The organism is Bradyrhizobium sp. AUGA SZCCT0222 (genome assembly GCF_018130205.1).
Lineage (GTDB): Bacteria > Pseudomonadota > Alphaproteobacteria > Rhizobiales > Xanthobacteraceae > Bradyrhizobium.
In genome coordinates this window covers 51,540-77,648 of sequence record NZ_JAFCLX010000012.1, presented here as the reverse complement: position 1 = coordinate 77,648, position 26,109 = coordinate 51,540, and the positions used below count along the sequence as shown (strand labels likewise).

The window sequence follows — 26,109 nt, the reverse complement described above, 5'->3', positions numbered from 1 at the left end:
CAGCGGCTTACTCTTTGCGCTCTAGCGGTGCCGGAGCTCCCTATTGACGATGGGAGCTGTCCCAAGGGAATGGCAGTTTGCGCTATCTTTTCGGGGAATTCGCATTTGACACCGACCGGCGCGAGCTATGGCGCGGGGCGGACGTCGTCGCCATCGCGCCCCAGGTATTCGACCTACTCGATTACCTGATCCGCAACAGGGAGCGCGTCGTCAGCAAGGATGATCTCATCAGCGCGATCTGGAATGGGCGTATCGTATCCGATGCAGCACTAACGACCCGCCTGAATATCGCCCGGAGCCTGATCGGCGATACCGGGCATGAACAACGCCTCATCAAGACCTTACCGCGCAAGGGCTTCCGTTTTATCGGTCCCGTGCTGGAGGCGCAGGGGCCAACAGGCGAAGCAATTGCCTACATCCCGGTAGAACCGTCGAAGGCCGCTCTTACCCTTCCCGACAAACCCTCCATCGCGGTACTGCCGTTTCAGAACATGAGCGGCGACCCGGAGCAGGAATACTTCGCAGACGGCATGGCCGAGGACATATTGACCGGGCTTTCACGCCACCGCTGGCTGTTCGCAATCGCTCGTAACTCAAGCTTCACATACAAAGGTCGTGCAGTGGATGTGCGCCAGGTCGGGCGCGAGCTGGGCGTACGGTATGTGTTGGAGGGGAGCGTCAGGCGAGTCAGTAGCCGCGTCCGGTTCACTGCGCAGCTCGTCGATACGGCCACCGGCAACTATGTGTGGGGCGAAAAGTACGACGGCGAAGCGGAAGACTTGTTCGACTTGCAGGACCGGATCACCGAGGCAGTCGTGGGCATTCTGGAGCCCACAATCCAGCTTGCTGAAATCGAGCGCACACGGCGAAAGCGGCCCGAGAATTTGGGCGCCTACGACTACTATCTGCGCGCCCAGGCGCTGACCGACGCACTCACGCGCGACGCTGTTCAGGCCATGCTGAGCAACTGCCTTCAAGCGATCACACTTGATCCGACGTTTGCTCCGGCGTACGCCCTGGCGGCACGCACTTACATACAAACGTACACGCAAGGTTGGGGTGCTGACGAGCCGAGGGAACGTGCCGAGGTTCTCGATCTCGTCGAACGTGGTCTTCGCGCTGACCGCCTCGATCCGATCATGCTCGGCACTGCCGGTCATTGCTTTGCCTGGTTCGCTCATGACCTTGCGAAGGGCATCGCCTACATCGACGAGGCGTTATCCGTAAACCCAAATCACGCACACGCCTACTTACAAAGCGGCATCGTCAGAACGCGGACTGGTGATACGGAACTTGCCATCAAGCATCTCAATCATGCGAGACGCCTCAGCCCGCGAGATTCACGTGGTTACGCGATCTTTCAGGCGTTGGCGGTGGCACACCAGGTCGGTGGGAACCTCGAAATGGCACATGATTGGGCCCATCGAGCCGTGCAGCACAATCCGAACTATGTGCCCGGCTGGTCCGCTCTTGCTTCGAGTGCAGCCTCGATCGGCAGACACGCAGAGGCGAAGGCGGCCGCGGAAACGCTGCTCGGGCTCGATCCGCACTTCTCAATAGGCCGGCACATTCGCCGCTATCCGGTCAGCATGCGCGACAAGTTCGAGCCTTATTACGAAGGGCTTCGCTGCGCAGGTGTTCCTGATTAACGCCGCGCCAAGGGCTCCGCTTCGCGCGGGCCCCATTGGGCTCAATCCATCCTCCGAGCTGTTACCGGAACCCTTGTGACAGAACCGCAATGGGGGCGCAGCTTGCGGTTTCGCAATGGAAGGAGCCGCCGCCGAGCCAACCTCGGCGGCGGCTTTTGTGCCGTCAAGCCGCGGTTGATACCTCCTGGTGCAGCGCGCGTTCGTGTGACGGAAACCCGGTGCGCTCTTCTTCGGTGGCGATTTTGGATTCGGTCAGTTGAACGGAGGTCGGCCAGTATCTTACCAAGAACTGCGACCTCTCGTGCTGCACTTTCGCGCGTTGTCTCTAAACGAGCTTGTTCATTTGCCCAATGGCTCGGTTTGGCACATCTCGTGCATGGAATGTTTTTCCAACCTTGGAGAGCCCCATGGGCGAAGTTATCCGTTTTGTCCCGAAATCCGAACTGGAGCGCGCTCGTTTAATCCGAGAGGCCCGCGCGCTGTACGAAAGCATATTCCCATCGGACGATGCCGCCGACAGCGCGCAGCATGACCGCAGGGAATAAGCGTGCCCGAACGACGGCGTAGCGTTTCCTAGAACCTGTACGTCAGGCTGCCCAGCACGGTGCGACCGATGCCGAAGAAGCAGTCGCCGCGCGCAAGGCAAGTGGTGACATGGCGCTTGTCGGCGATGTTGCTGGCATTGACCTGGAGCCGCCAGGGGCCATTCTCGTAACGGATCATGGCGTCGAACAGCGTGTAGTCGGGCGTCCGGATGGTGTCGGTGCCGTCCCAGGACTCGCCGATATAGCGCACGCCGCCGCCGACGGTGACGCCGGGCAGACCGACCAGCGTGAGGCGGTATTTCGCCCATAGCGAGGCCTGATGTTCCGGCACGGTTTCGACGCGCTTGCCGGCGTTGTCGCCGCTCTCGACGATCGCATTGACATAGGCGTAGGCGCCGATCAGGTCGAGCTCCGGCGTGACGCGGGTGATCACCTCAAGCTCGGCGCCGCGAATCCGCACCTGCCCGGTCTGGGCCGAGATCAACGGATTGTCGGGATTGGCCGCCAGCCGGTTCTTTTCAACGGTGTCGTAGATCGCACCGTTGATCGCGGTGCCCGGCATCGGATTGTACTTGAAACCGAGTTCCACCATCTCGCCGCGCTGGGCCTTGCAAATCGTGGCGCAGACGCCGGCGCCGAAGATCGGCGTGAACGATTGGGCGTAGGTGACATAGGGCGTCAGGCCGAACGGCAGTTCGTACATCAGCCCGGCGCGGCCGGTGGTCGCCTTGGTGTCTTCCTTAGGCGATCCCTGCACCTTGTTGGCGACGAAATCCTGGCGCACGCCAAGCACAGCCAGCCACGGTCCGAGGCGCATCTGGTCCTGCGCGTAAAGCCCAAGCTGGCTCTGCCGTACTTCGGGTTCCGGCGACAGCGCGGGCGCCGTGACGCCATTATAGGCGGGCGCATAGAGATCAAACGGCTTGGGATCGACGTCGAATCCCGACAACACACGCTCCTTGAGGCCGCGATAGTCGAAGCCGAACAGCGTCTTGTGCGTCACGGCGCCGGTGGCGAACTTCAGTTCGGCGTTGGTGTCCGAAGTGAAGCTGTCCTTGACCGTTTCACGGTTCGAGATGAAGCGCGTTACGGTGCGCCTGTCAGCATCGAGGAACGGGTTCACCGGGTCTGAATACACGTCCGGGTACATCGTGCGGTAGATGCCCTCGACATGGGCGTAGCGCAGGTTCTGCCGGATCTTCAGGCCATCGCTAAAACTGTGCTCGAACAGACTGCTGACCGCGCCGGTCTCGGTCTGGTAGCGATCAAAGCTCGGATCGCTGGAAAATCGCCGCACCGGAATCAGGCCGTTGGGACCGGGGAACAGCGTGCCCTCGTGCGGCAGGAACGCCGTGGAGGAGCCGGTCGTGTCCTTTTGATAGGTGCCGAGCACGGTCCAGCTGGTGTTGTTGGTCGGCCGCCAGGTCAGCGACGGCGCCAGCACGATGCGGTCATCCTTGACGTAGTCGGTTTGCGAGTTGCTGTCGCGGAACACGCCGACGAAGCGGTACAGCCATTCGCCGTCCTTGGTCAGCTTGCCGGTCGAGTCCAACTGCACCTGCTTGCGGTTGAAGGTGCCGTACTGCACGCCGATTTCGTTCGATGCTTCGGCCTGCGGGCGCTTCGAGACCAGGTTCAGCAAGCCGGCCGTCGAGGTATCGCCGTAGAGCACCGATGACGGACCGCGCAGCACCTCGATGCGCTCCAGCGTATACGGATCCGGCCGCCATTCGTTGAACTGGAAGGTATTCACCACGCGGGTGCCGTCGAGATAGATGTTCGGGTCCTGGCCGCGAATGCGCGGATAGTCGCCGCGCGAATCCGGGCCATAGGCATCGGCGAACACGCCGGGTACGTAGCGCAGCGACTCCTGAACGGTAAGCGCGCCCTGATCGGTGACACGGTCGGCGGTGACCACGGTGATCGATTGCGGCGTTTCGCGCAGCGGCGTGTCTGTCTTGGTACCGGTGCCGCTCTGGTTGGCAAGATAGCCACGCACCGGACCGGTCGCCGTTTCGGATCGCGCAGCGGCCGCAGCGGCGGCGTCGGGCGTAGCCGTTCCGCGCTGGGCGGTGCGGCGACTTGCCGCCGACGCGGCCTGCGGCTTGCGGGCGGGACGCGGACGCGCCGCCGGCCGAGACGGTTGCTCCACGACGACGGCCGGCAATGGACTCGGGGACTGCGCTTGCACACACGTACCGGCCATCATGGTTGCCAGTATCGGCAGTGTGCCGAGCAATGCCGTGCTCTTGAAGTATGTCGTCATATTCCGTCCCCACTCTTGCGAGTGTGACGCAGTAACAACCATGATCGAGGGGTTGAAGAGCGCCGGAGCACAACGACGCTTCTATTCCCGGATTTAGAATTAGTATTTGTCTAACGCGATGCGTATCGACTGGCGCCGCTGCATATTGTTTGCGAGAGTAGAATACGGCGCAGTGTGTTCAATTGAATCGCGCGCATCACAAGTTGGCCGCGGCAGGGAAAGCTGACGTAGGGTGGGCAAAGCGCAAGTGTGCCCACCATTTATGCCAACCGCTCGGTTAGTTGGTGGGCGCGGCGCAAGCGCGACTTTGCCCACCTACGGTGACACCAACGCCCCGTAGTTCTCCGGGTTAGTCACCTTAAGCGACATTGCCTATAAAGCGTTCGCGAACAGCTGGGGGATGGATTTCGGTCATCACACCGATGTCCAGGGGTTGTTTGATCACGAGGCCCGGACTCCTAGGCACTCCGGGCCTCGTTTGATCTCCCGCTGGCAGAATACAGCGCTCACCGGCCCGTCGACGCATCCGGCATGATCTGCAGAAGCGGCTCGGGTCCGACCGAAATTTGACCGGTGAATGGCCGGTCGTGGGCGGCGATCAGCAACACCGAGGCGGCGACGCCGGTCGCGAACAGCGCCATCGCAATCCCCGATGCCAGCCGGTTACCGCAGTGAACGAGCGCGATCACGAACAGTTCGCAAATCGCCTGCAAATAAAGGCTCCACCATTTAACCGGATTGACTTCCGCCTGGCTGATGATGATCCGCTGCCGGCGCGCATCCAGCGCGATTCCCAATGCGCTGATGATTTCGCGCTGCGCGGTCTGCTGGCCCGCCCCCTGCGGCGTCATCGAGACAACGAGTTGCAGCGCCTCGGTGAGAGCGGGAGGAGCTGGCCTCAGCGAGGCTGTCTGCCCCGCCATCATCGGCCATTCAACCTTGGCGGTCTGCTCGATATAGCCGCGAACGAGATCGCGCACCCGGCCCTCCTGTTCGGGCGGCAGGCCGGCGGCGAGCAGCACGGCGGCTCGCAGCGCGCTGGCTTCACGGCTCACCGCCGTACTGGCGCGATCATTGTCGCTCCAGACCTGGGCGGCGGTGAAGGCGACGAACAGGCCGAAGATGATGCCCAGCACGGGCAGCATGCCCGGCGAAATCGCCTGGAATGATTTTGCGCGTTCTCCCGTCGCGAGTGCCGCAACCGCTGCGAAGATCATGATGGCGAGCAGATAAGTAAAAGCGAAGATGGAGAGCGCCATCACTGGCACAGGCAGATTGTGCAACCAGTCGCTCATTGCGCTTCCCGCCCCGTGTCCGGATCCAACCCGACGCGATTATGTGAAATTCCTAGGCTATCCGCAATCACCGCATCTCGTTTCAACAAATCCATCAGCATCTCGCGCTCCCTGGCGTTGAGCGACGCCGGCATTCGTCTCGAGATGGCGGGCGCGTGCGGTGCGGCCTTCCCGGCCGCCGCGGGATCAGAGCCCGGATCGTTTCTTTCACCTGATAGCATTGAGGTGTATGATCACCATCAGCGAACCCCGCCGGCGGCACAGTCAAGAGGACTCAACGAGCCGGGTTAGTTCTGCTGCATGCCGCTGAGCCATGTTGGTACCCACCAAGGCAAACAGGGAGGCAGTACGATGACGATGAGACCAGACCCCACGTTTCACGCGTCGCCGAAGCTTGCGATGGAAGCTCCGCCTGAGAGCTTCGCCTACACCTTGCTGCTCAGCCCGGACTTTTCAAAACCCGACGCGCTTGCCGTGATCGACGTCAAGCCCGGCTCTCCGCGTTTCGGTCAGGTCGTCCACACCGTGACGATGCCCAACAAGGGCGACGAGTTTCACCATTTCGGATGGAACGCCTGCTCATCGGCCTTGTCACCGCTCACCGGGCACGCCTTCCTCGAGCGCCGCTACCTCATCATCCCCGGTATGCGGTCCTCCCGGATCTACATCGTCGATACCAAGCCAGATCCCACCCAGGCGAAGATTCACAAAATCATCGAGCCTGAGGAGGTCTTCAAAAAGACCGGATACTCGCGGCCGCACACGATCCATTGTGGTCCGGATGGTATTTACGTTTCTACGCTCGGCGGCGGTGGCAAGGACGGCACCGATGGACCGCCCGGCATATTCATCATGGATTGCGAGACATTCGAAGTGCTCGGACGGTGGGAAATCGATCGCGGTCCTCAAGAGAAGCACTATGATTTCTGGTGGAATCTGCCCCGCGACTACATGGTGAGCAGCGAATGGGCGCTGCCGCCGCAGTTCGAGAACGGAATCGTGCCGGAGGATCTGCTCTCGAACAAATACGGCCATCGGGTCCACTTCTGGGATCTGCGGGCCCGGCGAAACGTCCAGACCATCGACCTCGGTGCCAACCATCAAATGGCGCTGGAGGTGCGTCCGGCGCATGATCCCGTCAAGGAGTACGGCTTCCTGGGCGTCGTGGTCGACACCACGAACCTCGAAGGCTCGATATGGACCTGGTGGCGCGATGGCGGAAAATTTCACATCGAGAAGACGGCGACGATCCCGCCCGAGCCCGCGGCGAAGGACCAGTTGCCACCGCTGCTGCAGGGCTTTGGCGCCGTGCCGCCGCTGGTGTCCGACATCGACCTGTCGATGGATGACAAGTTTCTCTACGTCGCCTGCTGGGGGACCGGCGAGATGCGTCAATACAATGTCAGCGATCCCAGAAAGCCCGAGCTTGCCGGATCGGTCCATATCGGCGGCATCGCACGCCGCACGCCTCATCCGAACGGCAAGGCCTATGCCGGCGGACCTCAGATGGTCGAGATCAGCCGCGACGGCAAACGCGTCTACTGGACCAACTCGCTCTACTCGACCTGGGACGACCAATTCTATCCGCAGGGCATTCCGGGCGTCGAGGTGATGGCGAACGCAAACCCGAAAGGCGGCCTCGAACTGGCAAAGGACTATTGCGTGAGCTTCCCCGACGGATACCGCGCGCATCAGATCAGGCTCGATGGTGGAGACTGTTCGACCGATTCATTCTGCTACCCGTCGGCTTGAATGTGAGCACGGCGGATTGGACACCGGCTTGGCTCTGGCTGGCTGTCATCGCGAGCGGCCTCTACCACGGCGTAAATCCGGGAATGGGATGGCCGCTCGCTGTATCCGCCGGTTTGATGGAAAGGACGACGCGTGCCCTCGGCGCCGCGCTGGTGCCGCTGACGGCCGGCCATCTGCTGGCGATGCTGCTGGTGCTCCTGCCCTTTGCGCTGCTGGTCACCCTCGTCGAATGGCAGCGCCAGATCCAGATCGGCGCCAGCTTCCTTGTCATCGGGTTCGGTATCTTCCGCCTTGTCGATCGGCGCCATCCAAGAGCGTTGGCGCGGATACGGCCGACGCAACTGGGGCTGTGGTCCTTTGCCGTGGCAATCGCGCACGGTGCGGGGCTTATGCTGGTGCCGATCTATCTCGGGCTCTGCCGGGAGGCCGACCTCGACAAAGGCCACGTGGCAGCTTTGAGCCTCATCAACGCCAATCTCGGTATGGCCGGGCTGGTCGCCTTCGTCCACGCCATCGCGATGATTGCGGCCGGCGGATGCCTGGCGTGGCTGGTGTACCGTTATCTTGGCCTCAAATTCGTATCGCGGAGCTGGTTCAATCTGGATACGTCATGGGCCGTTAGCCTCATCCTTGTCGGAGCTGTTGCACTGGTGCTCAGCCTCGCGGAGTAGTGCGGACGCTCTGGCGTCACTGCTCACACTGATTAAGGCACGCGTCCGCGTCAGCGCAACTTGTCCAGCAGCGCCATCAGCGTCTCGCGCTCCTTGGCGTCGAGCGGCGCCAGCGTTTCCCGGGTGATCGCCAGTGCATTGGGCGCGGCCTTTTCGGCGAGCTGCTGCCCCGCCCGTGTGAGGCTCACCAGCAGCCGGCGGCCGTCCTCCGGATCCGGGCTGGTCTCGGTCAGGCCGCGCGCCGTGAGGCGGTCGATCACCCCCTTGATGGTGGCAACGTCCATCGCAGTCAGTCGGCCCAGGAGATTTTGCGAGCACGGACCGGTCTCGGTCAGTTTCGCAACTGCGGCCCATTGCGTCGGCGTCAAATTGATGCCGATTTCGCGGGCGAAGATCGTCGAATGGCGTTGCCAGACCTGGCGCAGGATGAAGCCGACCTGCTCGTCCAGAATGTAGGACGGCCGCGTAGGCTTGACGCTCCGTTTTGCCGAAACACTCCTGCCCATCTGCGCTCTCTCTTCTTGTTTGCCGCCGCCGGTCACAGCGACAGATGCGCGTCGCGGATGTCCGGACGTGCGTCGAGTTCAGCCATCGTGCCGCCATAGCAGATCTTGCCGCGCTCGATAATGTAGGCACGGTCACAGATCAGCCGGGCGAAATGCAAATTCTGTTCGGAGACGAGGATGCTGACGCCTTCCTTCTTCATGGCCAGGATGGCATCGACCATCTGTTCCACGATCTTCGGCGACAGCCCTTCGGAAGGCTCATCCAGCAGCACCAGGGATGGATTGCCCATCAGCGTTCGCGCGATCGTCAGCATCTGCTGTTCGCCGCCGCTCATGCGCCCTCCAGGACGCCCGCGCATCTCGCCAAGGTTCGGAAACAGCATGAACAGCTTTTCGCGGGTCCAATGCGGCGCATTGGGACGCTTGGGCTGACGGCCGACCTCGAGATTTTCCTCGACCGTCAGATCCGTGAAGATGCGCCGCTCTTCCGGCACGTAGCCGAGCCCGCCGCGCACGATCGCATGCGTCGGCTCGGTGGAAACGTCCCTGCCTTCGAACAGGATACGGCCGGAGCGCTGCTGGACCAGACCCACGATGGAACGGAAGGTGGTGGACTTGCCGGCGCCGTTGCGGCCGAGAAGCGCGACCACTTCGCCTTCGCCGACCTCAAGCGCAATATCGAACAGGATATGCGCCGGGCCATAATAGCTGTTGAGGTCTTGCACCGAGAGCTTCATGCACCGGCTCCCTCGCGGTGGCGCGAATCATAGACCAGTCCCTCGCCGAGATAGATGGCGCGGACCTGCGGATTGCCGCGGACCTGTTCGGGTGTGCCCTCGGCGATCAGGCTGCCGCGGTTGAGTACGAGAATGCGATCGGCATGCTCGAACACCACGTCCATGTCGTGTTCGGTGAAGAGCACGCCGATCGACTTTTCACGAGCGATCTGCGCGGTGAGCCGCATCAGTTCGATGCGCTCGCGCGGCGCCATGCCCGCGGTCGGCTCGTCCATCAACAGAAGTTTTGGCTGGTTGGCGAGCGCGATTGCGAGTTCCAGCCGCTTCAGATCGCCATAGGCAAGCTCGCCGCAGGGACGCCCAGCATAGGCGCCCATGCCGACGAGGTCGAGCAGCCGGCCGGCTTCCTCGCGGGCGTAGCGCGCCGTCGAGCCCCAGAGATTGAATAATTGCCGGCCGTAGGACACCAGTGCGACCTGCACATTCTCGCGCACGGTCATGGTCGGGAACGTCGCCGTGATCTGGAACGTGCGGCCGACACCGAGCCGCCAGACCTGGCGCGGCTTTTTACCGACGGTGTCTTCGCCGAGCAGATTGATCCGGCCGCTGTCGGGGGTGTTCTGGCCGTTGAGCATGTCGAAACAGGTGCTCTTGCCTGCGCCATTGGGTCCGATCAGCGCCAGGATTTCGCCGGCGCGCAGCGCAAACGAAACGCTCCGCACGGCGTGAACCCCGCCATAGGATTTGCTCAGGTTCTCGACCGACAGCAATGTGGGGATCATGCTCATTCGGCGGTCTCGATCCGGGACGTGGCCAAGGACGACTTAGACGATGATTCAGACGTTGAAGACTTGCGGCGATTGCGGATCGTCTCCAGCACCCCGACGATGCCCTTGGGGAAGGCCACCACGATCAGCACGACGAAGCCGCCGAGCACAAGCTTGGACAAATCGGTCTGGCTCACCAGCCAGATGTTGAGCGCCTTGAAGACGATGGCGCCGACCACGGCGCCGGAGACGGTCTCGACGCCGCCGAGCAGCACCATGACCAGCGCATCGACCGACAGCGAGATGCCGAGGCTGTCGGGGAACACGCTGCCTTTCAGGTAGGCGAACAACGCGCCGGCAAATCCGGCGACCGTGCCCGCGATCACGAAGGCGGTCCATTGCACGCGCTTGCCGTTGATACCGATGGCTTCACTGCGCAGCAGTGAATCCCGGGTTGCGCGTAGCGCGAAACCGAACGGCGAGAACACGATCACTCGCAATATGGCCACCGCGATCGCGGCGACGCCGAGCGACAGCCAGTAGAAACTCGCCGGACCCGCCGCCCATTTCTCCGGCCAGACGCCCAAAATGCCGTTGTCGCCGCCGGTCACCGTGACCCACTGGAACGCGATCGACCAGACGATCTGCGCAAACGCCAGCGTCAGCATCGCGAAATAGACGCCGGACAATTGCACGGCGAAGAAGCCGAAGATGGCTGCGCCGAGCAGACCGAGCAGCGGGCCGATGAGAAGGGACACGATCATCGGCAAGCCCGCCATCTTGGCCAGGAACGCAACGCCATAGGCGCCGAGCCCGAAATAGGCGGCGTGGCCGAACGAGGCGAGGCCGCCGACCGACATCAGGAAATGCAGGCTGGCGGCAAAAATCACGAAGATCGCGATTTCCGAACCGACGGTGAGCGCGTAATTGCCGGCGAATAGCGGCAGCATCGCCGCGACTGCAAGCCCGGCCATCGCCAGCCACCGTTCATTTGACGTCAGCGGCCGCCAGGGATTGACGGTCAGCCCCGGCGTGCGACGCGCGGCGGCTTCCGGTTTGCCGAACAGGCCCCAGGGACGGACGATCAGCACCACCGCCATCACCAGAAACACCAGGATGATGGAGATCTTCGGGAAGATCAGAATGCCGAAGGCGTTGAGTTCCGACACCAGCACCGCGGCCACGAACGCGCCGATGATGCTGCCGAGCCCGCCGATGACAACCACGACGAACACGTCGACGATGATCCGCAGATCGAGCGCGTGATGCACCGCGTCGCGAGGAATCTGCAGCGCACCGCCCAGCGCGGCGAGAAAGACCCCGAGCGCGAACACGCTGGTGAACAGCCATTTCTGATTGACACCGAGGGCTGCGACCATGTCGCGGTCCTGCGTCGCCGCGCGCACCAGCACACCCCAGCGGGTACGCTGGAACAGCAGCCATAGGACGCCAAGCACGACCGGACTAAGCCCGATTAGGAACAGGTCGTAGGTCGGGATGTTCTGGCCGAAAAAATCGACCGCGCCCTTGAAGCCCGGCGCGCGGCGGCCCAAGAGATCATCGGGCCCCCAGATCAGCACCACGAGGTCCTCGACCATCAGGGTCAGGCCGAAAGTCGCAAGCAGCTGGAACAGCTCCGGCGCGTGATAGATCCGCCGCAACAGCACCATCTCGACGATCACGCCGACCACGGCCACGATCAGCGCCGCGACGACGATGCCGCCCCAGAACCCGAGCGCGCCGGAGAAGCGCTCGGTCAGCGTGAACGCGACATAGGCGCCGAGCATGTAGAACGCGCCATGGGCGAAATTCACGATCCGCGTCACGCCGAAGATGATCGACAGACCCGATGCGACCAGAAACAGCGACGCCGCGCTGGCGAGACCGGTCAGGAACTGAACGAAGTAGAAGGCCATGGGCGGTCTGTTGCTCGCGCGTTGGTCAGGTCGGTGGCTTCATCCTTCGAGACGGCGCTTCGCGCCTCCACAGGATGAGGTCTTGCTAACCTCTCCCCGCTTGCGGGGAGAGGTCGAAATTCAAGCGCAGCTTGGATTTCGGGTGAGGGGGACTCTCCACATGCTCGTTCGCGGAGAGAGCCCCTCACCCCGCCCCTCTCCCCGTAAGAACGGGGAGAGGGAGAAGAAGATCAATCCTTCGGACGAAGCTTTTCGACTTCGGCATCGCTCGGGAGATAATCAGTGCCCTTGCGATAGACCGAGTTCACCATCACGCCCTTGCCGTCCTTCAGCGCGGTCTTGCCGACGTAAGCACCAAGCGTCGACTGGTGATCGATCTTGCGGAAGGTAATTTCGCCGAACGGTGACGGCATCGACAGCCCTTCGGTCGCGGCGATCAGCTTTTCCGGATCGGTGGAGTTGGCTTTGGCAAGGATCGCCGCCGCCGCCTTGATCGTCTGGTAGCCGACGATCGAGCCGAGGCGCGGATAGTCGTTGAACTTGGCCTGATAGGCTTTCAGGAACTTGTCGTGATCAGGCGTCTTGATGTCGTACCAGGGGTAACCGGTGACGATCCATCCCTCAGGCGTTTCGTCCTTCAGCGGATCGAGATATTCCGGCTCGCCGGTGAGGAAGGACACCACCGAGCGCCCCTTGAACAGGCCGCGGGTGTTGCCCTCGCGGACGAGTTTGACGAGATCCGCACCGAAGGTGACGTTGAGGATCGCCTCGGGATTGGCGGCGGCGACAGCCTGCACCACCGGGCCCGCATCGATCTTGCCCTGCGGCGGCCACTGCTCGTCAACCCACACGATATCGGGGCGCTTCTCCGACATCAGCTTCTTGAACACGGCGACGGCCGACTGGCCGTATTCATAGTTCGGCGCGATCGTGGCCCAGCGTTTCGCCGGCAGCTTGGCGGCTTCTTCCACCAGCATCGCCGCCTGCATGTAGTTGGAAGGACGCAGGCGGAACGTGTAGCGGTTGCCCTTCGACCAGGTGATGGCGTCGGTCAACGGTTCTGCTGCGAGAAAAAACACCTTCTTCTGATTTGCAAAATCGCTGACGGCAAGACCGATGTTGGACAGGAACGTACCGGTCAGCATCGCGACGTTCTCGCTCGACACCAGTTCGTTGGCCGCGGTCTGTGCGTCGGCCGGCTTGCCGCCATCGTCCTTGGAGATGACGACGAGCTTCTTGCCGTTGATGCCACCGGCGGCGTTGACTTCCTCAACCGCGAGCTGCCAGCCCTTGCGGTAGGGTTCGGTGAAGGCGGGCAGCAGCGAATAGCTGTTGATCTCGCCGATCTTGATCTCTCCGCTCTGCGCCATGGCGGCATTCGCCATGCCCGCAACCGCGATCGCCAATCCTGCTCCCAGCAAATAACTCCGTCGCATACCCTCACCCTCCAATGTTGAAGAAATTATCGTAATCCGTCTTCGCCTTTGACTTCAGCAACCGTCAATCCACCGACGCGCGGCAGCGGTCGGCCGCTGTCGGTGACCGCGACCGCCACCATGATCTCGTTGGCGCGCGGCGCGTCGTTGATCTGCACTTCCATGCCGTCGAAATGGCTGCGCACGAAGGCCGCGTCCTTGTGGCCGAGCGGAATATCCAGCGTGGTGCCAGGACCGCTGCGCTTCTTCGACGACGGAATCAGCGCCGCGCCCTTGCTCAGGACCTTGCGCACCGGCGCGCCCATCTTGGGATGCAAAATCGCGGCCGCGTGTTCGAGTTCGCCGTTCTCGCCGACTGCTGCGGCCTTGCCGTAACTCTGCGCCTTGGCGCCGTCGATCCCGAGGGCTGCGACAGCCCGCTTCGACAGCAGTTCGCCGAGTTCCTCGCCGATCGCGATCAGGGGCGAGAGGTCTTCGACATATTTTCCGGCAAAGGGATTTTCGATCACGGCAATCGCCGCGGCACGCCGCGTCGGCGGCGCGATCGTCTTTCCCATCTCCAGATGGGTTTCCTCGACCACCGTGACGATCTTGCGAATGATGGCGCTCATTGGCCTTTTTCCCGCTCAAGCATGAACTGCACTTTCTATCGCGCTTCCGTGATGGGCATGCAACGCAGGCGCCTGGCCACCAGTAGTTCCGACCACGAGCGTTTCGCCAAGCAGGCGTAACGCCGCGCCTTCGATCAACCCGGCTGCGAACAATTGTTGCGCGCGAAGAGCCCCCGCCTCCAGCGCGGCTTCGACATCGCCTTCGGTCAACGGCCCGACGTCGCGGGTGACGAGGCGCGGACCGAGGTCGCTGTCGGGCTGCAATTCATTGGCCGGGCAGCGGACAATCGCGGGATGACCGGGCAAATCGACGGCATTGGCGATGATGGTGGCGGCGGCATCGGCCATTGAGGCCGTTCGCGCCAGCACGGTGACGGCGTCGGCGATGCCGAGCGAGAAGCTGCGACCATGCCGCCCACTGGTCGCGACGCCCCGGACCGGATCGTCGGCATCGACGATCATCATGCGCATCAGGCCGTGGCGGTCCGGCCGGTCCATCAGGCCGACGCTGAATTGTTCGCCGCCGGTCAGATGCAGCGCGATGTCACCGCCATTATTGACATAGGCGCGATCGAGACGCGCCGCGCCCAGCATCGCGCCGAGAATCTCTTCCGCGACGGAGCCGGCCACCGCTGCCATCGGCGTGATGAAATGACCTGACGCAAACGGAGCGACCGCCGCATGCATGCGGCGCGCGACGACGCCCCGCAGCGTACACCGCGCCGGATCGGCGGCCTGGCGCAGCGTCGCCAATTCCTCGCAGAGTTCATCAAGCAAGCCGGTAAAGCGCCGCGCTGCAGCATCATGGGCGGCTCGGACCTCCGCCGCGTTCCCCTTGGCCTCGATGATCAGATCGATCGGACCGTCCTGCAAATGCAGCCGTTTCCCGTCAGGAAGAAGCGCAATTTGCGGGAGGCGTTTCATGCGTGCCGTCCCGGAATGTAGGGCATCGGGCGGATCTCGGTGTTGTCCTTGAGTGAAGCCAGCGGCCGGACATAATCCATATGGCCGCCGAGCGCCGCATAGTCCGAGAGCCGCAGCGTGAATTCGATCGGCGCCACCAAGGCAGGCGTCGGCACATAGCCGAAGGCGCCCGCCGGCATCTGCGTGACGTCGACCATGAAGGTGATACCGCCGCCAGGCCAGACATAAACCGGCGCACCACCGCTGGTGACCCGTGTCAGCGCGTCCTTGACCGACCGCGTCAGCCGCACCGGATTGTCGGTGACCCCGGCGCGCAGCGATCCGCCGGCGCCGCCCATGAACAACACCGTGCATAGCGCCGGTTCGCAATTTTCCTGGATACGCTCGACCGAGAGTTTCAGATCGAGCGGCATTTGCGTCTCAACCGGCCTGAGCGCCTCGTCGAGCACGTAATAGGCCGCATGCTCGCCGGTGGTCGACACCATCAGCATGGTCAGGCCAGGCCGAGCCTCCTTTGGATTGAACGGGCCCAGCACCGACAAGGGATCGGAAATCCTGGTGCCGCCCCAGCCCGTGCCGGGCTCGGCGACCTGGAAATAACGGCCCGGCGTCGAGCGCCGCCCCTTCATCTTGATCCCGGTATCGGGAATATCGAGCAGCTTGCCGGCCTGATGCTCCGAGAGAACGCCGGTGATGTGGTCGTCAACTACCACGACCTCATCGACCTTGCCGTGCCATTGCTTGGCGAACATGCCGATGGTCGCCGAGCCGCAGCCGACCCGCATCCGCTCTTCCGCGACGCCGTTGACAACAGGCGGATAGCCGGCCTGCACCACCACGGTGGCGCCGCCGTCGATCGTCAGTTCGACCGGCTTGCAATTGGAGAGGTCCATCAGCGCGTCGCAGGTGACGCGTCCTTCTTTCTTGGAACCTCCGGTCAGATGATGCACGCCGCCGAGCGAGAGCATCTGCGAGCCATATTCGCCTGTCGTGACGTGGCCGATCGCCTCGCCCTGCGCGCGGACGGTCGCGGTCTCGGGGCCGAGATGGCGATCGGTGTCGATCTTCACCTTGACGCCGCAATAGCTGAAAATGCCTTCGGTCACGACCGTGACCATGTCGACGCCGTCAATCTCCGAAGACACGATGAAGGGCGCGGGCTTGTAATCGGGGTACGTCGTGCCGGCGCCGATTGCGGTCACGAATACATTGGGCTCACGGACGAGCTTGCCGTCCCAATCGCCGCCGCCGGCCTGGAACGGCACCAGCTTTCCGCCATGCGACACCGTTCGTTCCAGCACGATGTGCGGATCGACGCGTACCAGTACGCCGTCGTGGTTGGCGTAGCGATCGCAAGCGCCCGCCGCGCCCGGCTTGATGTAGCACATCACCGGACAGGCATCGCAGCGGATCTTGTCGCCACCGGCAGTCGTTGTATCCGTCATCGTGAACAAGCCTGCTCGCTGGGAGGCGCCGATCATACCCGCATTCCCGCGGGAGCGATCATTGTTCGTATACGAACGATGTTGCGCGCGGACGGAAACCCTGTCAAGCGGGCGGAACAGCGAAAAAGCGCGGTTGCCGCATAAAAACTCATTTGCCTCGTGCCGTTGTTTATAAAGTGGGCGGCAGTCGGCTCGCGGAACGCACGGCTTGCACGTTTGTATACAAACGGTATCTTCGAAACACATTCCGCACGATATTTTGCAGCGCAACCGGACTTAGGGTTTCTTGGGGATCAAGGCGCAGAGCATGACGCAGAGCACGATGCGCCTGACCGTCAACGGCAAAAGCTGCGATGTCGACGCCGCGCCCGACACCGCATTGCTCTATGTGTTGCGCAACGACCTCGCCTTGAACGGACCGAAATATGGCTGCGGGCTCGGCGAGTGCGGCGCCTGCGCGGTGCTGATCGACGGCGAGGCGGCGCGTTCCTGCGTGATCCCGATTGAAGGCTGCGCCGGGCGCGACATTGTGACGCTCGAAGGCCTCGGCTCGCGCGAGCATCCCGATCTGGTTCAGGAGGCCTTCATCCGCGAGCAGGCCGCGCAATGCGGCTACTGCCTGAACGGCATGATCATCAGCACCAAAGCGCTGCTGATGCGCAACGCGCATCCTTCCGAAGCCGAAGTAAGGGAAGCGCTGCGCTACAATTTGTGCCGCTGCGGAGCGCATATCGAGATCATCCGCGCCGCGATGCGCGCCGCGGGCCACGCCGTCGAGGCCCGCGACTGATGGCAACGCCGGAGACTCCAGCGAGCAGCGAAGCGCCGGGATCGCTGTCGGTCGTCCGCGCGACAGAGACGGGCGCATTCGAGACCTTCATCAAGATCACAGCAGATGGCTCGGTCACTGCCTACAACGGCCATGTCGATCTCGGCACCGGAATCCGCACCGCCCTCGGACAGATCGTCGCTGAGGAACTCGACGTCTCCTTTGCCCGCGTCGTTGTCGTGCTCGGCGACACCTCTGTCGTGCCCAACCAGGGCGCGACGATTGCCAGCGAAACCATCCAGATCACGGCAGTGCCGCTGCGCAAGGCCGCGGCGCAGGCTCGACGATTTTTGGTCGCGCGTGCGGCGGAACGGCTGGAGGTGCCGATCGAGGATCTCTCGATTGAGGATGGATTGATCCGCGGCAAGGACAACCGCACCGTCAGCTATGGCGAATTGATCGCCGAGGATATCATTCGCCTCGAACTCACCGACGACGTTCCGGTGAAAGACGTCAGCGCCTATTCCGTCGTCGGGCAATCGGTGCCTCGCGTGGACCTGCCGGCGAAGGCCACCGGCGAACTGGTTTACGTTCACGACATGCGCGTGCCCGGCATGCTGCACGGCCGCGTCGTTCGGCCGCCCTATGCCGGCATCGATGCCGGCCCGTTCGTCGGCACCAGCCTGATCGCGGTTGATGAAGCCTCGATACGCGATATTCCCGGGCTGGTGGCCGTGGTGAGGATCGGCGATTTCATTGGCGTGGTTGCCGAGCGCGAGGAGAACGCGATCAAGGCGGCGGCGCAGCTCAAGGTGAGCTGGAAGCCGGTGCCTGTTCTGCCCGACCTTGACGATCTCCAAACGGCGCTGCGCGCCAATCCGTCGACGCCGAGGACGCTGATCGACAAGGGCGATGTCGATGCCGCCATCGCGTCCGCCGCCAAGCCGATGGCGCGGACTTACGTCTGGCCGTATCAGATGCACGGCTCGATCGGTCCGTCCTGCGCGGTCGCCGATTATCAGCACGGCGCGATCCGGGTGTGGTCCGGCACGCAAAACCCGCACATCCTGCGCGTCGACCTTGCCCTCCTGATCGAACGACCGGAAGCCGAGATCGATGTTGTCAGGATGGAAGCCGCCGGCTGCTATGGCCGCAACTGCGCCGACGACGTCACCGCCGACGCGCTACTGCTGTCGCGTGCGGTCGGACGTCCCGTCCGCATGCAATTGACCCGAGAGCAGGAGCACGCCTGGGAACCGAAGGGCACCGGGCAATTGATGGACGTCAATGGCGGGCTGAACGCCGACGGCAGCGCCGCCGCCTATGATTTTTCAACGCGCTATCCCTCGAACGGCGCGCCGACGCTGGCACTGCTGCTCACCGGGCGAATCGCGCCGGAGCCCGCCGTGTTCGAAATGGGCGATCGCACCGCGATCCCGCCTTACGATTACGATCACATGCGCGTGGTGGCGCATGACATGCCGCCGATCGTGCGCGCCTCCTGGTTCCGCGGCGTCTCGGCACTGCCCAACACTTTCGCGCATGAATCCTATATCGACGAGCTCGCCACCGAGGCCGGCGTCGATCCGATCGAATATCGCCTGCGCTACCTGAAGGACGCGCGTGCCGTCGATCTCGTCAATGCGGTGGCGGAGCGCGCGGGCTGGAAACCGCGACCGGTACGACAGTCTGAAGCCGAGGGCGACATCGTGCGCGGGCGCGGCTTTGCCTATGCGCTCTATGTGCACAGCAAATTCCCGGGCTATGGCGCGGCGTGGTCGGCATGGATCGCCGACGTCGCGGTCAACAAGGCGACCGGCGATGTCAGCGTCACCCGCGTGGTCGCGGGCCAGGATTCCGGGCTGATGATCAACCCGGAAGGGGTGCGCCATCAGATCCACGGCAACGTGATCCAGTCGACCAGCCGCGCGCTGATGGAGGAAGTGTCGTTCGACCGTGCACAGGTCACGGCACGCGAATGGGGCGCCTACCCCATCATCAAATTCCCTGACGTGCCCAAGATCGACGTGCTGATGCTGCCCCGGCAGGATCAGCCGCCGCTCGGCGTCGGCGAGTCCGCCTCGGTGCCGAGCGCTGCTGCCATTGCCAACGCGATCTATGATGCGACCGGTGTGCGCTTTCGCGAATTGCCGTTCACGCCGGAACGCATTTTGCGGGGATTGCACGGCTACGCGCCGGTGGTGCCGGAGGCATTGCCTGCGCCGCAGCCCGCGCCTGATCTGAGCAAATGGCAAAACCCGTTTGCCGGACGGCGCGGCGTGCTGGCGACGGCGGCGGCATTATGCGCGGCGGTGATCGGCGTCGGCGCCGCCGTGCTGCCGTGGCGCGCGATCGCGCCGATCGCGCGGCCGGATGCGTCAGTCTATTCGGCGGCGACCATCGCACGCGGCCAGCAACTCGCCGCGCTCGGCAACTGCGCGGTCTGCCACACCAGCATCAATGGCGTGCTCAATGCCGGCGGCCGGCCGCTGGAAACGCCGTTCGGGATTATCTACAGCACCAACATCACGCCCGACGTCGAAACCGGCATCGGCGCATGGTCCTATCCCGCCTTCGAGCGATCCATGCGCGAAGGCATTCATCGCGATGGACGGCACCTCTATCCGGCGTTCCCCTATACACACTTCGCCAAGACGACCGATGCCGACCTGCAGGCGCTCTACGCTTACCTGATGGCGCAATCGCCGGTGCGCGCGGAAAATCCGGAAAACAAGCTGGCGTTCCCGTTCAACATCCGCCCGCTGCTGGCCGGATGGAATGCGCTATTCCACCAGCCAAAACCGTTCCAGGCGGATGCGAGCAAATCAGACTTATGGAATCGCGGCGCCTATCTGGTCGAGGGCCTCGGCCATTGCAGCGCCTGCCATTCGCCGCGCAACGCGCTGGGCGCGGAGAAGCAAAGTGCTTACCTCGCGGGCGGCTTCGCGGAAGGCTGGGAAGCACCCGCCCTGACGTCGCTGTCGCAGGCGCCGATCCCCTGGAGCGAGGATGAACTCTACGCCTATTTGCGAACCGGCGAATCGCGGCTGCACGGTGTCGCCGCGGGACCGATGGCACCGGTCGTGAAGGAACTCGCCGCACTGCCCGATCAGGACATCCGTGCGATGGCGGTCTATCTCGGCTCGTTCAACGAGTCCGCTACCGATAAGCCCGCGCAGGACGCGCTCGCCGCCAAACTCGAGGCCGCGACCAGCACCAGGCTTGTTGCGGCTTCGAGTGTCGGCGCCCGGATCTACCAGGGCGCCTGCGCGGTCTGTCACGAGGTCGGCGGCGCGCCCCTGTTTGGCAGCCGGCCGTCGTTGGCGCTGAACAGCAATCTGCACAGCGCCGTGCCCGACAATCTGATCCAGGTGATCCTGCACGGCATCAAAGCCCCCGTGACCAGCGACCTCGGTTATATGCCCGCCTTCAAGGACAGCCTGACCGACGGCCAGGTTGCGGAGCTGGCCGCCTACCTGCGGCGACAATTTGCCCCGGATCGGCCGGGATGGGGCGATATCCACGCAACCGTTGGGCGAATCCGGCAGGAAATGGCGCGCTGAGCTGCCATGCCGCCGCCAAAAGCCACTGGTTGGGCCGCCGCGGGCGCGATAGAGTTCCAGCATGGCAGTCACAGATATTGCATCCCGGACCTACAACCACGGCTGGCGGCTCGATCCGATCGTGCGCAGCCTGCTGGATACCGACTTTTACAAGCTGCTGATGCTGCAGATGATTCGGGAATTCTACCCGGATCAGCAGGTGACGTTTTCGGTGATCAACCGCAGCAAGCATGTGCGGCTGGCCGAGATCATCGATGAGGGCGAGTTGCGCGCCCAGCTCGACCACGCCCGCTCCATCCGCTTCACCAAGAAGGAACTGATCTGGCTCGCCGGTAATACGTTCTACGGCAAGACCCAGATGTTCTCCCCGGAGTTCATCAACTGGCTCGCCAATTTCCGCCTGCCCGAATACGAGCTGCGCAAGGTGGACGGCCAGTATGAACTGCATTTCCACGGGCCGTGGACCCACACCACGATGTGGGAAATCCCGGCGCTCGCGATCCTGAACGAACTGCGCTCACGCCAGGCCCTGAAAGGCCAGGGGCGGTTCGCGCTCGACGTGCTCTATGCCCGCGCCAAGGCAAAACTCTGGACCAAGGTCGAGCGGCTGCGCAAATTGGAAGGCCTGCGTTTGTCGGACTTCGGCACCCGCCGCCGTCACGGTTTTCTGTGGCAACGCTGGTGCGTCGAGGCGGTCAAGGAAGGCCTCGGCTCCTCGTTCACCGGCACCTCCAACGTGCTGCTCGCGATGGACAATGATCTCGAAGCGATCGGCACCAATGCGCATGAATTGCCGATGGTCGCAGCGGCGCTCGCCAATGACGATACGGAACTGCGCTGGGCGCCCTATCGCATCCTCGATCAATGGCGCCATACCTATGGCGGCAATTTGCTGATTGCCCTGCCCGACGCCTTCGGCACAAAGCCGTTCCTGCGCGATGCGCCGGAATGGGTCGCCGACTGGACCGGCTTTCGCCCCGACAGCGCGCCGCCGATTGCGGCTGGCGAAGACATCATCACGTGGTGGAAGCAGAAGGGCCGTGATCCCCGGGAGAAGCTGCTGGTGTTCTCCGACGGCATGGACGTCGGCTCGATCGAAGAGACCTATCGCCATTTTACCGGACGGGTCCGTGTCAGCTTCGGCTGGGGCACCAACCTCACCAATGATTTCGTCGGCTGCGCGCCGGATGGATCGGCCGATCTCGATCCGATCTCGATCGTCTGCAAGGTAACGTCAGTGGATGGACGGCCGGCCGTCAAACTGTCGGACAATCCGGAAAAGGCGACAGGCTCGCCGTCCGAAGTCGAGCGATACATACGCGTATTCGGAAATGCCGGCCGCGTCCGCGCCGCCGTGCACGTCTGAACCGGCAACACGCAATCCCTGGCTACCCAAACGATTTGACGAGGCCCGCATGCCCGCACCCAAGCCGCCTGCCTTTGAAACCCTGAGCCTGCATGCCGGCCAGCGCCCGGATCCCGTCACCGGCGCCCGCGCGGTGCCGATCTATCAGACCACGTCCTACGTGTTCCAGGATTCCGACCATGCCGCCGCGTTGTTCAACCTCGAACGCGCCGGACATATCTATACGCGCATTTCCAATCCGACGACCGCGGTGCTCGAAGAGCGGCTTGCCGCGCTGGAAGCCGGCGTCGGTGCGATCTGCACCGCGAGCGGCATGGCGGCGCTGCATCTGGCGATCGCCACATTGCTCAATGCCGGCGACCATATCGTGGCGTCCTCCTCGCTCTATGGCGGCACCATCAATCTGCTCGCGCACACCCTGCCGCGCTTCGGCATCACGACGACATTCGTGAAACCGCGTGCGCTCGACGAGTTCCGCGACGCCATCAAGCCGAACACAAAGCTTGTCATCGGCGAGACCATCGGCAATCCCGGCCTCGAAGTGCTGGATATTCCGGCGGTCGCGGAGATCGCCCATGACGCCAAAATTCCGCTGTTGATCGACAACACCTTTGCGACGCCGTTCCTCAGCAGGCCGATCGAACTCGGCGCCGACATCGTGATGAACTCGGCGACCAAATGGATCGGCGGCCACGGCATCGCAATCGGCGGCGTCATCGTCGATGGCGGCCATTTCGATTGGCACGATTCCGGAAAGTTCCCGGTCCTGACCGAGCCCTACGCCGGTTATCACGGCATCGTCTTCGACGAGCAGTTCGGCCAGGCCGCCTTCATCATGCGCGCCCGAACCGAGGGCTTGCGCGATTTCGGTGCGTGCCTGTCGCCAACCAATGCGTTCCAGCTGCTGCAGGGCGTCGAGACGCTGGGCGTTCGCATGGAACGGCATATGAGCAATACGCTCGCGGTGCTGGAATTCCTGAAGGCCAACAAGGCGGTCGAGTGGGTGCTGCATCCCGCGCTGGAAAATCACCCCGACCATCAATTGGCGCTGCGGCTGCTGCCGAAGGGCGCCGGTTCGATCGTCAGCTTCGGCATCAAGGGCGGCAGGCCCGCAGGCAAGAAATTCATCGAGACGCTGCGCATGGTCAGCCACCTCGCCAATGTCGGCGACGCCAAGACGCTGGTGATCCATCCCGCCAGCACCACGCATCAACAGATGGATGCGGCGCAACTCAAGGCCGCCGGCGTCGGCGAGGAGCTGGTGCGGCTATCGGTCGGCATTGAAGCCGCGGCTGATATCATCGACGATCTCGGCCAGGCGCTTCGCGCATCGCAGAAGGTGTGAGCCATGCAACTGTCAGTCAAAGGATCCGATATTTTCGTTGCCACCGGCGGGCGTCCGTTCGATCCGTCGTTGCCCGCGGTGGTGATGCTGCACGGCGCGGGTTTCGATCATTCGACCTGGGCGCTGCACAGCCGGTGGTTCGCCCATCATGGCTACTCGGTATTGGCGCCGGATCTGCCGGGCCATGGCCGCTCGTCGGGCAACGCGTTGCCGACGATATCAGACATGGCCGACTGGACCGCGGCACTGCTGGATGCGGCCGGCGCGCCCAAGGCAAAACTGGTCGGGCATTCCATGGGGTCGCTAATCGCGCTGGAAACCTCGGCGCGACATCCGGACAAGGTTTCTGGCCTGAGCCTGATCGGGACGGCGGCAACGATGACCGTCGGGCCTGATCTGCTCAAGGCCGCGGAGTTCAACAATCCCGATGCGATCGACATGGTCTCGATCTGGGGTCTCGGTTTCAAGGCCGAACTTGGCGGCAGCCTCGCGCCGGGATTATGGATGCATCAGGGCGCGCAGCGCGTGCTGCAGCAGACCCGTCCGGGCGTGCTCTACAACGATCTCAACGCCTGCAATTCGTACGAGGGCGCGCTCGCGGCAGCTGCGGCGGTCAAGGTGCCAGCGACGTTTATCCTCGGCGAGCGCGATATGATGACCCCGGCAAAGGCCGGCAAGACGCTGGCGGCGGCAACGCCCAACGCGCGCGTCGTGGTGTTGCCGGGCGCCGGCCACATGATGATGGTCGAAGCGCCGGATGAATTGCTGGCGGCGCTGCGGGAGTGAGATAGCCAAGACGACGGTCGCTTCTCCCTTCTCCCCTTGTGGGAGAAGGTGGCGCGAAGCGCCGGATGAGGGGTCTCTATCCTCATCACGGATCTTGCCGTGAGGAGAGAACCCCTCACCCGTCCGCAACGCTACGCGTTGCGTCCACCCTCTCCCACAAGGGGAGAGGGGAAAGCAGTGTCCGCTGATGCATTATTTACTGCCGCGCCGCGCGCTTGCGCTCCACCGGATGAATATCCACCGCCCGCAACCTGCCCATGCGGAGCACGTCCATTTCCAGCTTGCGATCGATGCGGTCGCGGTCGAGTGCGCGGATCAGGTCGTCGACGCCGTTGATCTCGATGCCGTCCAGTTTGATTACGACATCACCCGGCAACAGACCGGCCTGCGCCGCAGGGCTGTCAGCCTCGATCTGCGCCAATAGCGCACCCATTGTGTTGTCAACGCCGGCCACCACCGCGTGCCGCCGCGGGATCGGTGCGGTCTGGCCGGACACGCCGATATAGGCGCGGCGCACATAGCCGTGGCGGATGATCTCCGACAGCACGAACTGCGCGGTGTTACTGGCGACCGCAAAGCAGATGCCTTGCGCGCCCTGAATGATCGCAGTGTTGATCCCGATCACCTCCGCCGCCGACGACACCAGTGGCCCGCCGGAATTGCCGGGATTCAGCGCAGCGTCGGTCTGGATCACGTCCTCGATGGTCCTCCCGCTCACCGAGCGGATCGAACGTCCCAGCGCCGATACCACACCCGCGGTCACCGTCGACTCAAACCCCAGGGGATTGCCGATTGCAACCACGAGCTGGCCGCGTCGTAGGCTTTTGGAGTTGCCGAGCGAAGCATAAGGCAAATCGCGCGCGCCGTCGGCGCGCAGCAAAGCGAGATCGGTGTCGGGATCGACGCCGAGCACATGCGCGTCGGTGACAAAACCTTCGGTATCCCGCAACCGGATTTCTTTCGACGATCCGACCACGTGGCTGTTGGTCAGCACCAGGCCATCCGGCGAGATCACGATGCCCGACCCGAGGCCGCCGCGCTCCCGCGCCGTGCGCACTTTGGGGCCGGTTTCGACGCGAACGACGGCGGGGCCGACGCGCTCGGTCACGCCGATCACGGCGTTGGAATAGGCATCCAGCAGGGCATGGTCGTTATCAAGGGCGTGTTCGGTCGCGCGCAATGACGGAGCGTCATCGGCGTTATCTGGGGTAAAATCCAACATGGCGAATTCCTTCGCCCGTCAGATGGTTACGGGATTACCTTGCCGCAAGAGCCTCAACCTCCGCGCAAACCTGCCCTGAGCTTACGTGGCCCGCCGCAAGTTCGGCGGCTTCGCCTTGACCGGATCGAGCAGCGACCAGTCGCCCTGTTCCAGCGTATAGCCTTGCGGGAACGGCGCGCGGAGCTCCAGCCCGAGCGACCGCAGCACGCGATCGTCGCGGTAGTAGCATTGCAGCACGACGCGAACGAGGGTTGCGGCGGCAGCACCACCCGATGCGCGGAACTCCTGCGCCACCGCATCGCGCCGCGCCGTGTCGAGGTCGGCGAGCGGCTTGCCGGCCAGGCGCGCAAGGTGGTCGAGCGCCTCTCGTACCAGCGCCGTGTCACGCCCGAGCGTCGCCAGCATGTCGGCCTGGATCGCGGGGTCGTCGGCGCCGGGTACCTTGTACTCGTCGCTGGCGGGGATGATCATCGCAGCGACGATGCGCAGATCGTCGCGCTGGGCTGAGGTCAGTTCATTTGATACGGACATGGCGGCC

General features: G+C 63.4%; 21 protein-coding genes. 9 read left to right on the top strand and 12 right to left on the bottom strand.

Translation table 11 applies throughout. The features are described from left to right. The first annotated feature begins 77 nt into the window (after nucleotides 1–77). A complete protein-coding gene (locus JQ629_RS13175; RefSeq protein ID WP_212413043.1) occupies nucleotides 78–1,649 on the top strand; it encodes a winged helix-turn-helix domain-containing tetratricopeptide repeat protein in 1,572 nt (523 codons plus the stop codon). A gap of 407 nt (nucleotides 1,650–2,056) precedes the next feature. Further along, entirely contained in the window at nucleotides 2,057–2,194 is a 138-nt protein-coding gene (locus JQ629_RS13170; protein WP_212413042.1) for a hypothetical protein, read from the top strand. A 28-nt stretch (nucleotides 2,195–2,222) separates the two neighbouring features. Here JQ629_RS13170 and JQ629_RS13165 read toward each other — a convergent pair whose 3' ends face one another. Both JQ629_RS13165 and JQ629_RS13160 read right to left on the bottom strand, forming a co-directional pair. After that, nucleotides 2,223–4,460, bottom strand: a complete 2,238-nt coding sequence (locus tag JQ629_RS13165) for a TonB-dependent siderophore receptor (RefSeq protein WP_212413041.1) — start codon at nucleotides 4,458–4,460, stop codon at nucleotides 2,223–2,225. A gap of 506 nt (nucleotides 4,461–4,966) precedes the next feature. After that, nucleotides 4,967–5,755: a bestrophin-like domain gene (locus JQ629_RS13160; protein ID WP_212413040.1), complete on the bottom strand. Its 789-nt coding sequence runs from the start codon at nucleotides 5,753–5,755 to the stop codon at nucleotides 4,967–4,969. 351 nt (nucleotides 5,756–6,106) lie between these two features. On the opposite strand from JQ629_RS13160, the gene JQ629_RS13155 reads away from it, so the two are divergent. Both JQ629_RS13155 and JQ629_RS13150 read left to right on the top strand, forming a co-directional pair. Next, a complete protein-coding gene (locus tag JQ629_RS13155) occupies nucleotides 6,107–7,507 on the top strand; it encodes a selenium-binding protein SBP56-related protein (RefSeq protein ID WP_212413039.1) in 1,401 nt (466 codons plus the stop codon). 2 nt (nucleotides 7,508–7,509) lie between these two features. After that, entirely contained in the window at nucleotides 7,510–8,178 is a 669-nt protein-coding gene (locus JQ629_RS13150) for a hypothetical protein (RefSeq protein ID WP_212413038.1), read from the top strand. Between the two features lie 50 nt (nucleotides 8,179–8,228). On the opposite strand, the gene JQ629_RS13145 is transcribed toward JQ629_RS13150, so the two are convergent. From JQ629_RS13145 to JQ629_RS13110, 8 genes are all read right to left on the bottom strand, one after another. After that, the gene (locus JQ629_RS13145; RefSeq protein ID WP_212034622.1) at nucleotides 8,229–8,684 is read right to left on the bottom strand and encodes a MarR family winged helix-turn-helix transcriptional regulator; all 456 of its coding nucleotides are present in this window, start codon (nucleotides 8,682–8,684) and stop codon (nucleotides 8,229–8,231) included. A gap of 32 nt (nucleotides 8,685–8,716) precedes the next feature. After that, nucleotides 8,717–9,421 carry an ABC transporter ATP-binding protein gene (locus JQ629_RS13140; RefSeq protein ID WP_212413037.1) on the bottom strand — a complete coding sequence of 235 codons (705 nt, stop codon included), beginning with the start codon at nucleotides 9,419–9,421 and terminating at the stop codon, nucleotides 8,717–8,719. Next, nucleotides 9,418–10,209: an ABC transporter ATP-binding protein gene (locus tag JQ629_RS13135; protein WP_212413036.1), complete on the bottom strand. Its 792-nt coding sequence runs from the start codon at nucleotides 10,207–10,209 to the stop codon at nucleotides 9,418–9,420. Before JQ629_RS13135 ends, JQ629_RS13140 begins: the two co-directional genes overlap by 4 nt. Continuing rightward, nucleotides 10,206–12,104 carry an ABC transporter permease gene (locus tag JQ629_RS13130; protein ID WP_212413035.1) on the bottom strand — a complete coding sequence of 633 codons (1,899 nt, stop codon included), beginning with the start codon at nucleotides 12,102–12,104 and terminating at the stop codon, nucleotides 10,206–10,208. The genes JQ629_RS13135 and JQ629_RS13130 overlap by 4 nt, the downstream gene beginning before the upstream one ends. A 230-nt stretch (nucleotides 12,105–12,334) precedes the next feature. Next, entirely contained in the window at nucleotides 12,335–13,540 is a 1,206-nt protein-coding gene (locus tag JQ629_RS13125; RefSeq protein ID WP_212413034.1) for an ABC transporter substrate-binding protein, read from the bottom strand. A 26-nt stretch (nucleotides 13,541–13,566) separates the two neighbouring features. Then, nucleotides 13,567–14,151, bottom strand: coding sequence for an amino acid synthesis family protein (locus tag JQ629_RS13120; RefSeq protein WP_192734881.1), 585 nt, complete (start codon nucleotides 14,149–14,151; stop codon nucleotides 13,567–13,569). A gap of 15 nt (nucleotides 14,152–14,166) precedes the next feature. Continuing rightward, nucleotides 14,167–15,075: a UPF0280 family protein gene (locus JQ629_RS13115; protein ID WP_212413033.1), complete on the bottom strand. Its 909-nt coding sequence runs from the start codon at nucleotides 15,073–15,075 to the stop codon at nucleotides 14,167–14,169. After that, nucleotides 15,072–16,520 carry a 6-hydroxynicotinate reductase gene (locus tag JQ629_RS13110; protein ID WP_212413032.1) on the bottom strand — a complete coding sequence of 483 codons (1,449 nt, stop codon included), beginning with the start codon at nucleotides 16,518–16,520 and terminating at the stop codon, nucleotides 15,072–15,074. The genes JQ629_RS13115 and JQ629_RS13110 overlap by 4 nt, the downstream gene beginning before the upstream one ends. 307 nt (nucleotides 16,521–16,827) lie before the next feature. Here JQ629_RS13110 and JQ629_RS13105 point away from each other — a divergent pair, with 307 nt between their 5' ends. From JQ629_RS13105 to JQ629_RS13085, 5 genes are all read left to right on the top strand, one after another. After that, nucleotides 16,828–17,310: a (2Fe-2S)-binding protein gene (locus tag JQ629_RS13105; protein WP_212413031.1), complete on the top strand. Its 483-nt coding sequence runs from the start codon at nucleotides 16,828–16,830 to the stop codon at nucleotides 17,308–17,310. Continuing rightward, nucleotides 17,310–20,852, top strand: a complete 3,543-nt coding sequence (locus JQ629_RS13100) for a molybdopterin cofactor-binding domain-containing protein (RefSeq protein ID WP_212413030.1) — start codon at nucleotides 17,310–17,312, stop codon at nucleotides 20,850–20,852. The genes JQ629_RS13105 and JQ629_RS13100 overlap by 1 nt, the downstream gene beginning before the upstream one ends. A 61-nt stretch (nucleotides 20,853–20,913) precedes the next feature. Next, nucleotides 20,914–22,218 carry a nicotinate phosphoribosyltransferase gene (gene pncB / locus JQ629_RS13095; RefSeq protein ID WP_212413029.1) on the top strand — a complete coding sequence of 435 codons (1,305 nt, stop codon included), beginning with the start codon at nucleotides 20,914–20,916 and terminating at the stop codon, nucleotides 22,216–22,218. A gap of 49 nt (nucleotides 22,219–22,267) precedes the next feature. After that, complete coding sequence (locus JQ629_RS13090; RefSeq protein ID WP_212413028.1) at nucleotides 22,268–23,563, top strand: O-acetylhomoserine aminocarboxypropyltransferase; 1,296 nt, start codon at nucleotides 22,268–22,270, stop codon at nucleotides 23,561–23,563. A 3-nt stretch (nucleotides 23,564–23,566) separates the two neighbouring features. Further along, nucleotides 23,567–24,349, top strand: coding sequence for an alpha/beta fold hydrolase (locus JQ629_RS13085; RefSeq protein WP_212413027.1), 783 nt, complete (start codon nucleotides 23,567–23,569; stop codon nucleotides 24,347–24,349). Nucleotides 24,350–24,545: 196 nt separating this feature from the next. Here JQ629_RS13085 and JQ629_RS13080 read toward each other — a convergent pair whose 3' ends face one another. Both JQ629_RS13080 and JQ629_RS13075 read right to left on the bottom strand, forming a co-directional pair. Beyond that, nucleotides 24,546–25,571 carry a S1C family serine protease gene (locus JQ629_RS13080; protein ID WP_212413026.1) on the bottom strand — a complete coding sequence of 342 codons (1,026 nt, stop codon included), beginning with the start codon at nucleotides 25,569–25,571 and terminating at the stop codon, nucleotides 24,546–24,548. 81 nt (nucleotides 25,572–25,652) lie between these two features. Next, nucleotides 25,653–26,102 carry a gluconate 2-dehydrogenase subunit 3 family protein gene (locus tag JQ629_RS13075; protein ID WP_212413025.1) on the bottom strand — a complete coding sequence of 150 codons (450 nt, stop codon included), beginning with the start codon at nucleotides 26,100–26,102 and terminating at the stop codon, nucleotides 25,653–25,655. Between the last annotated feature and the right edge of the window lie 7 nt (nucleotides 26,103–26,109).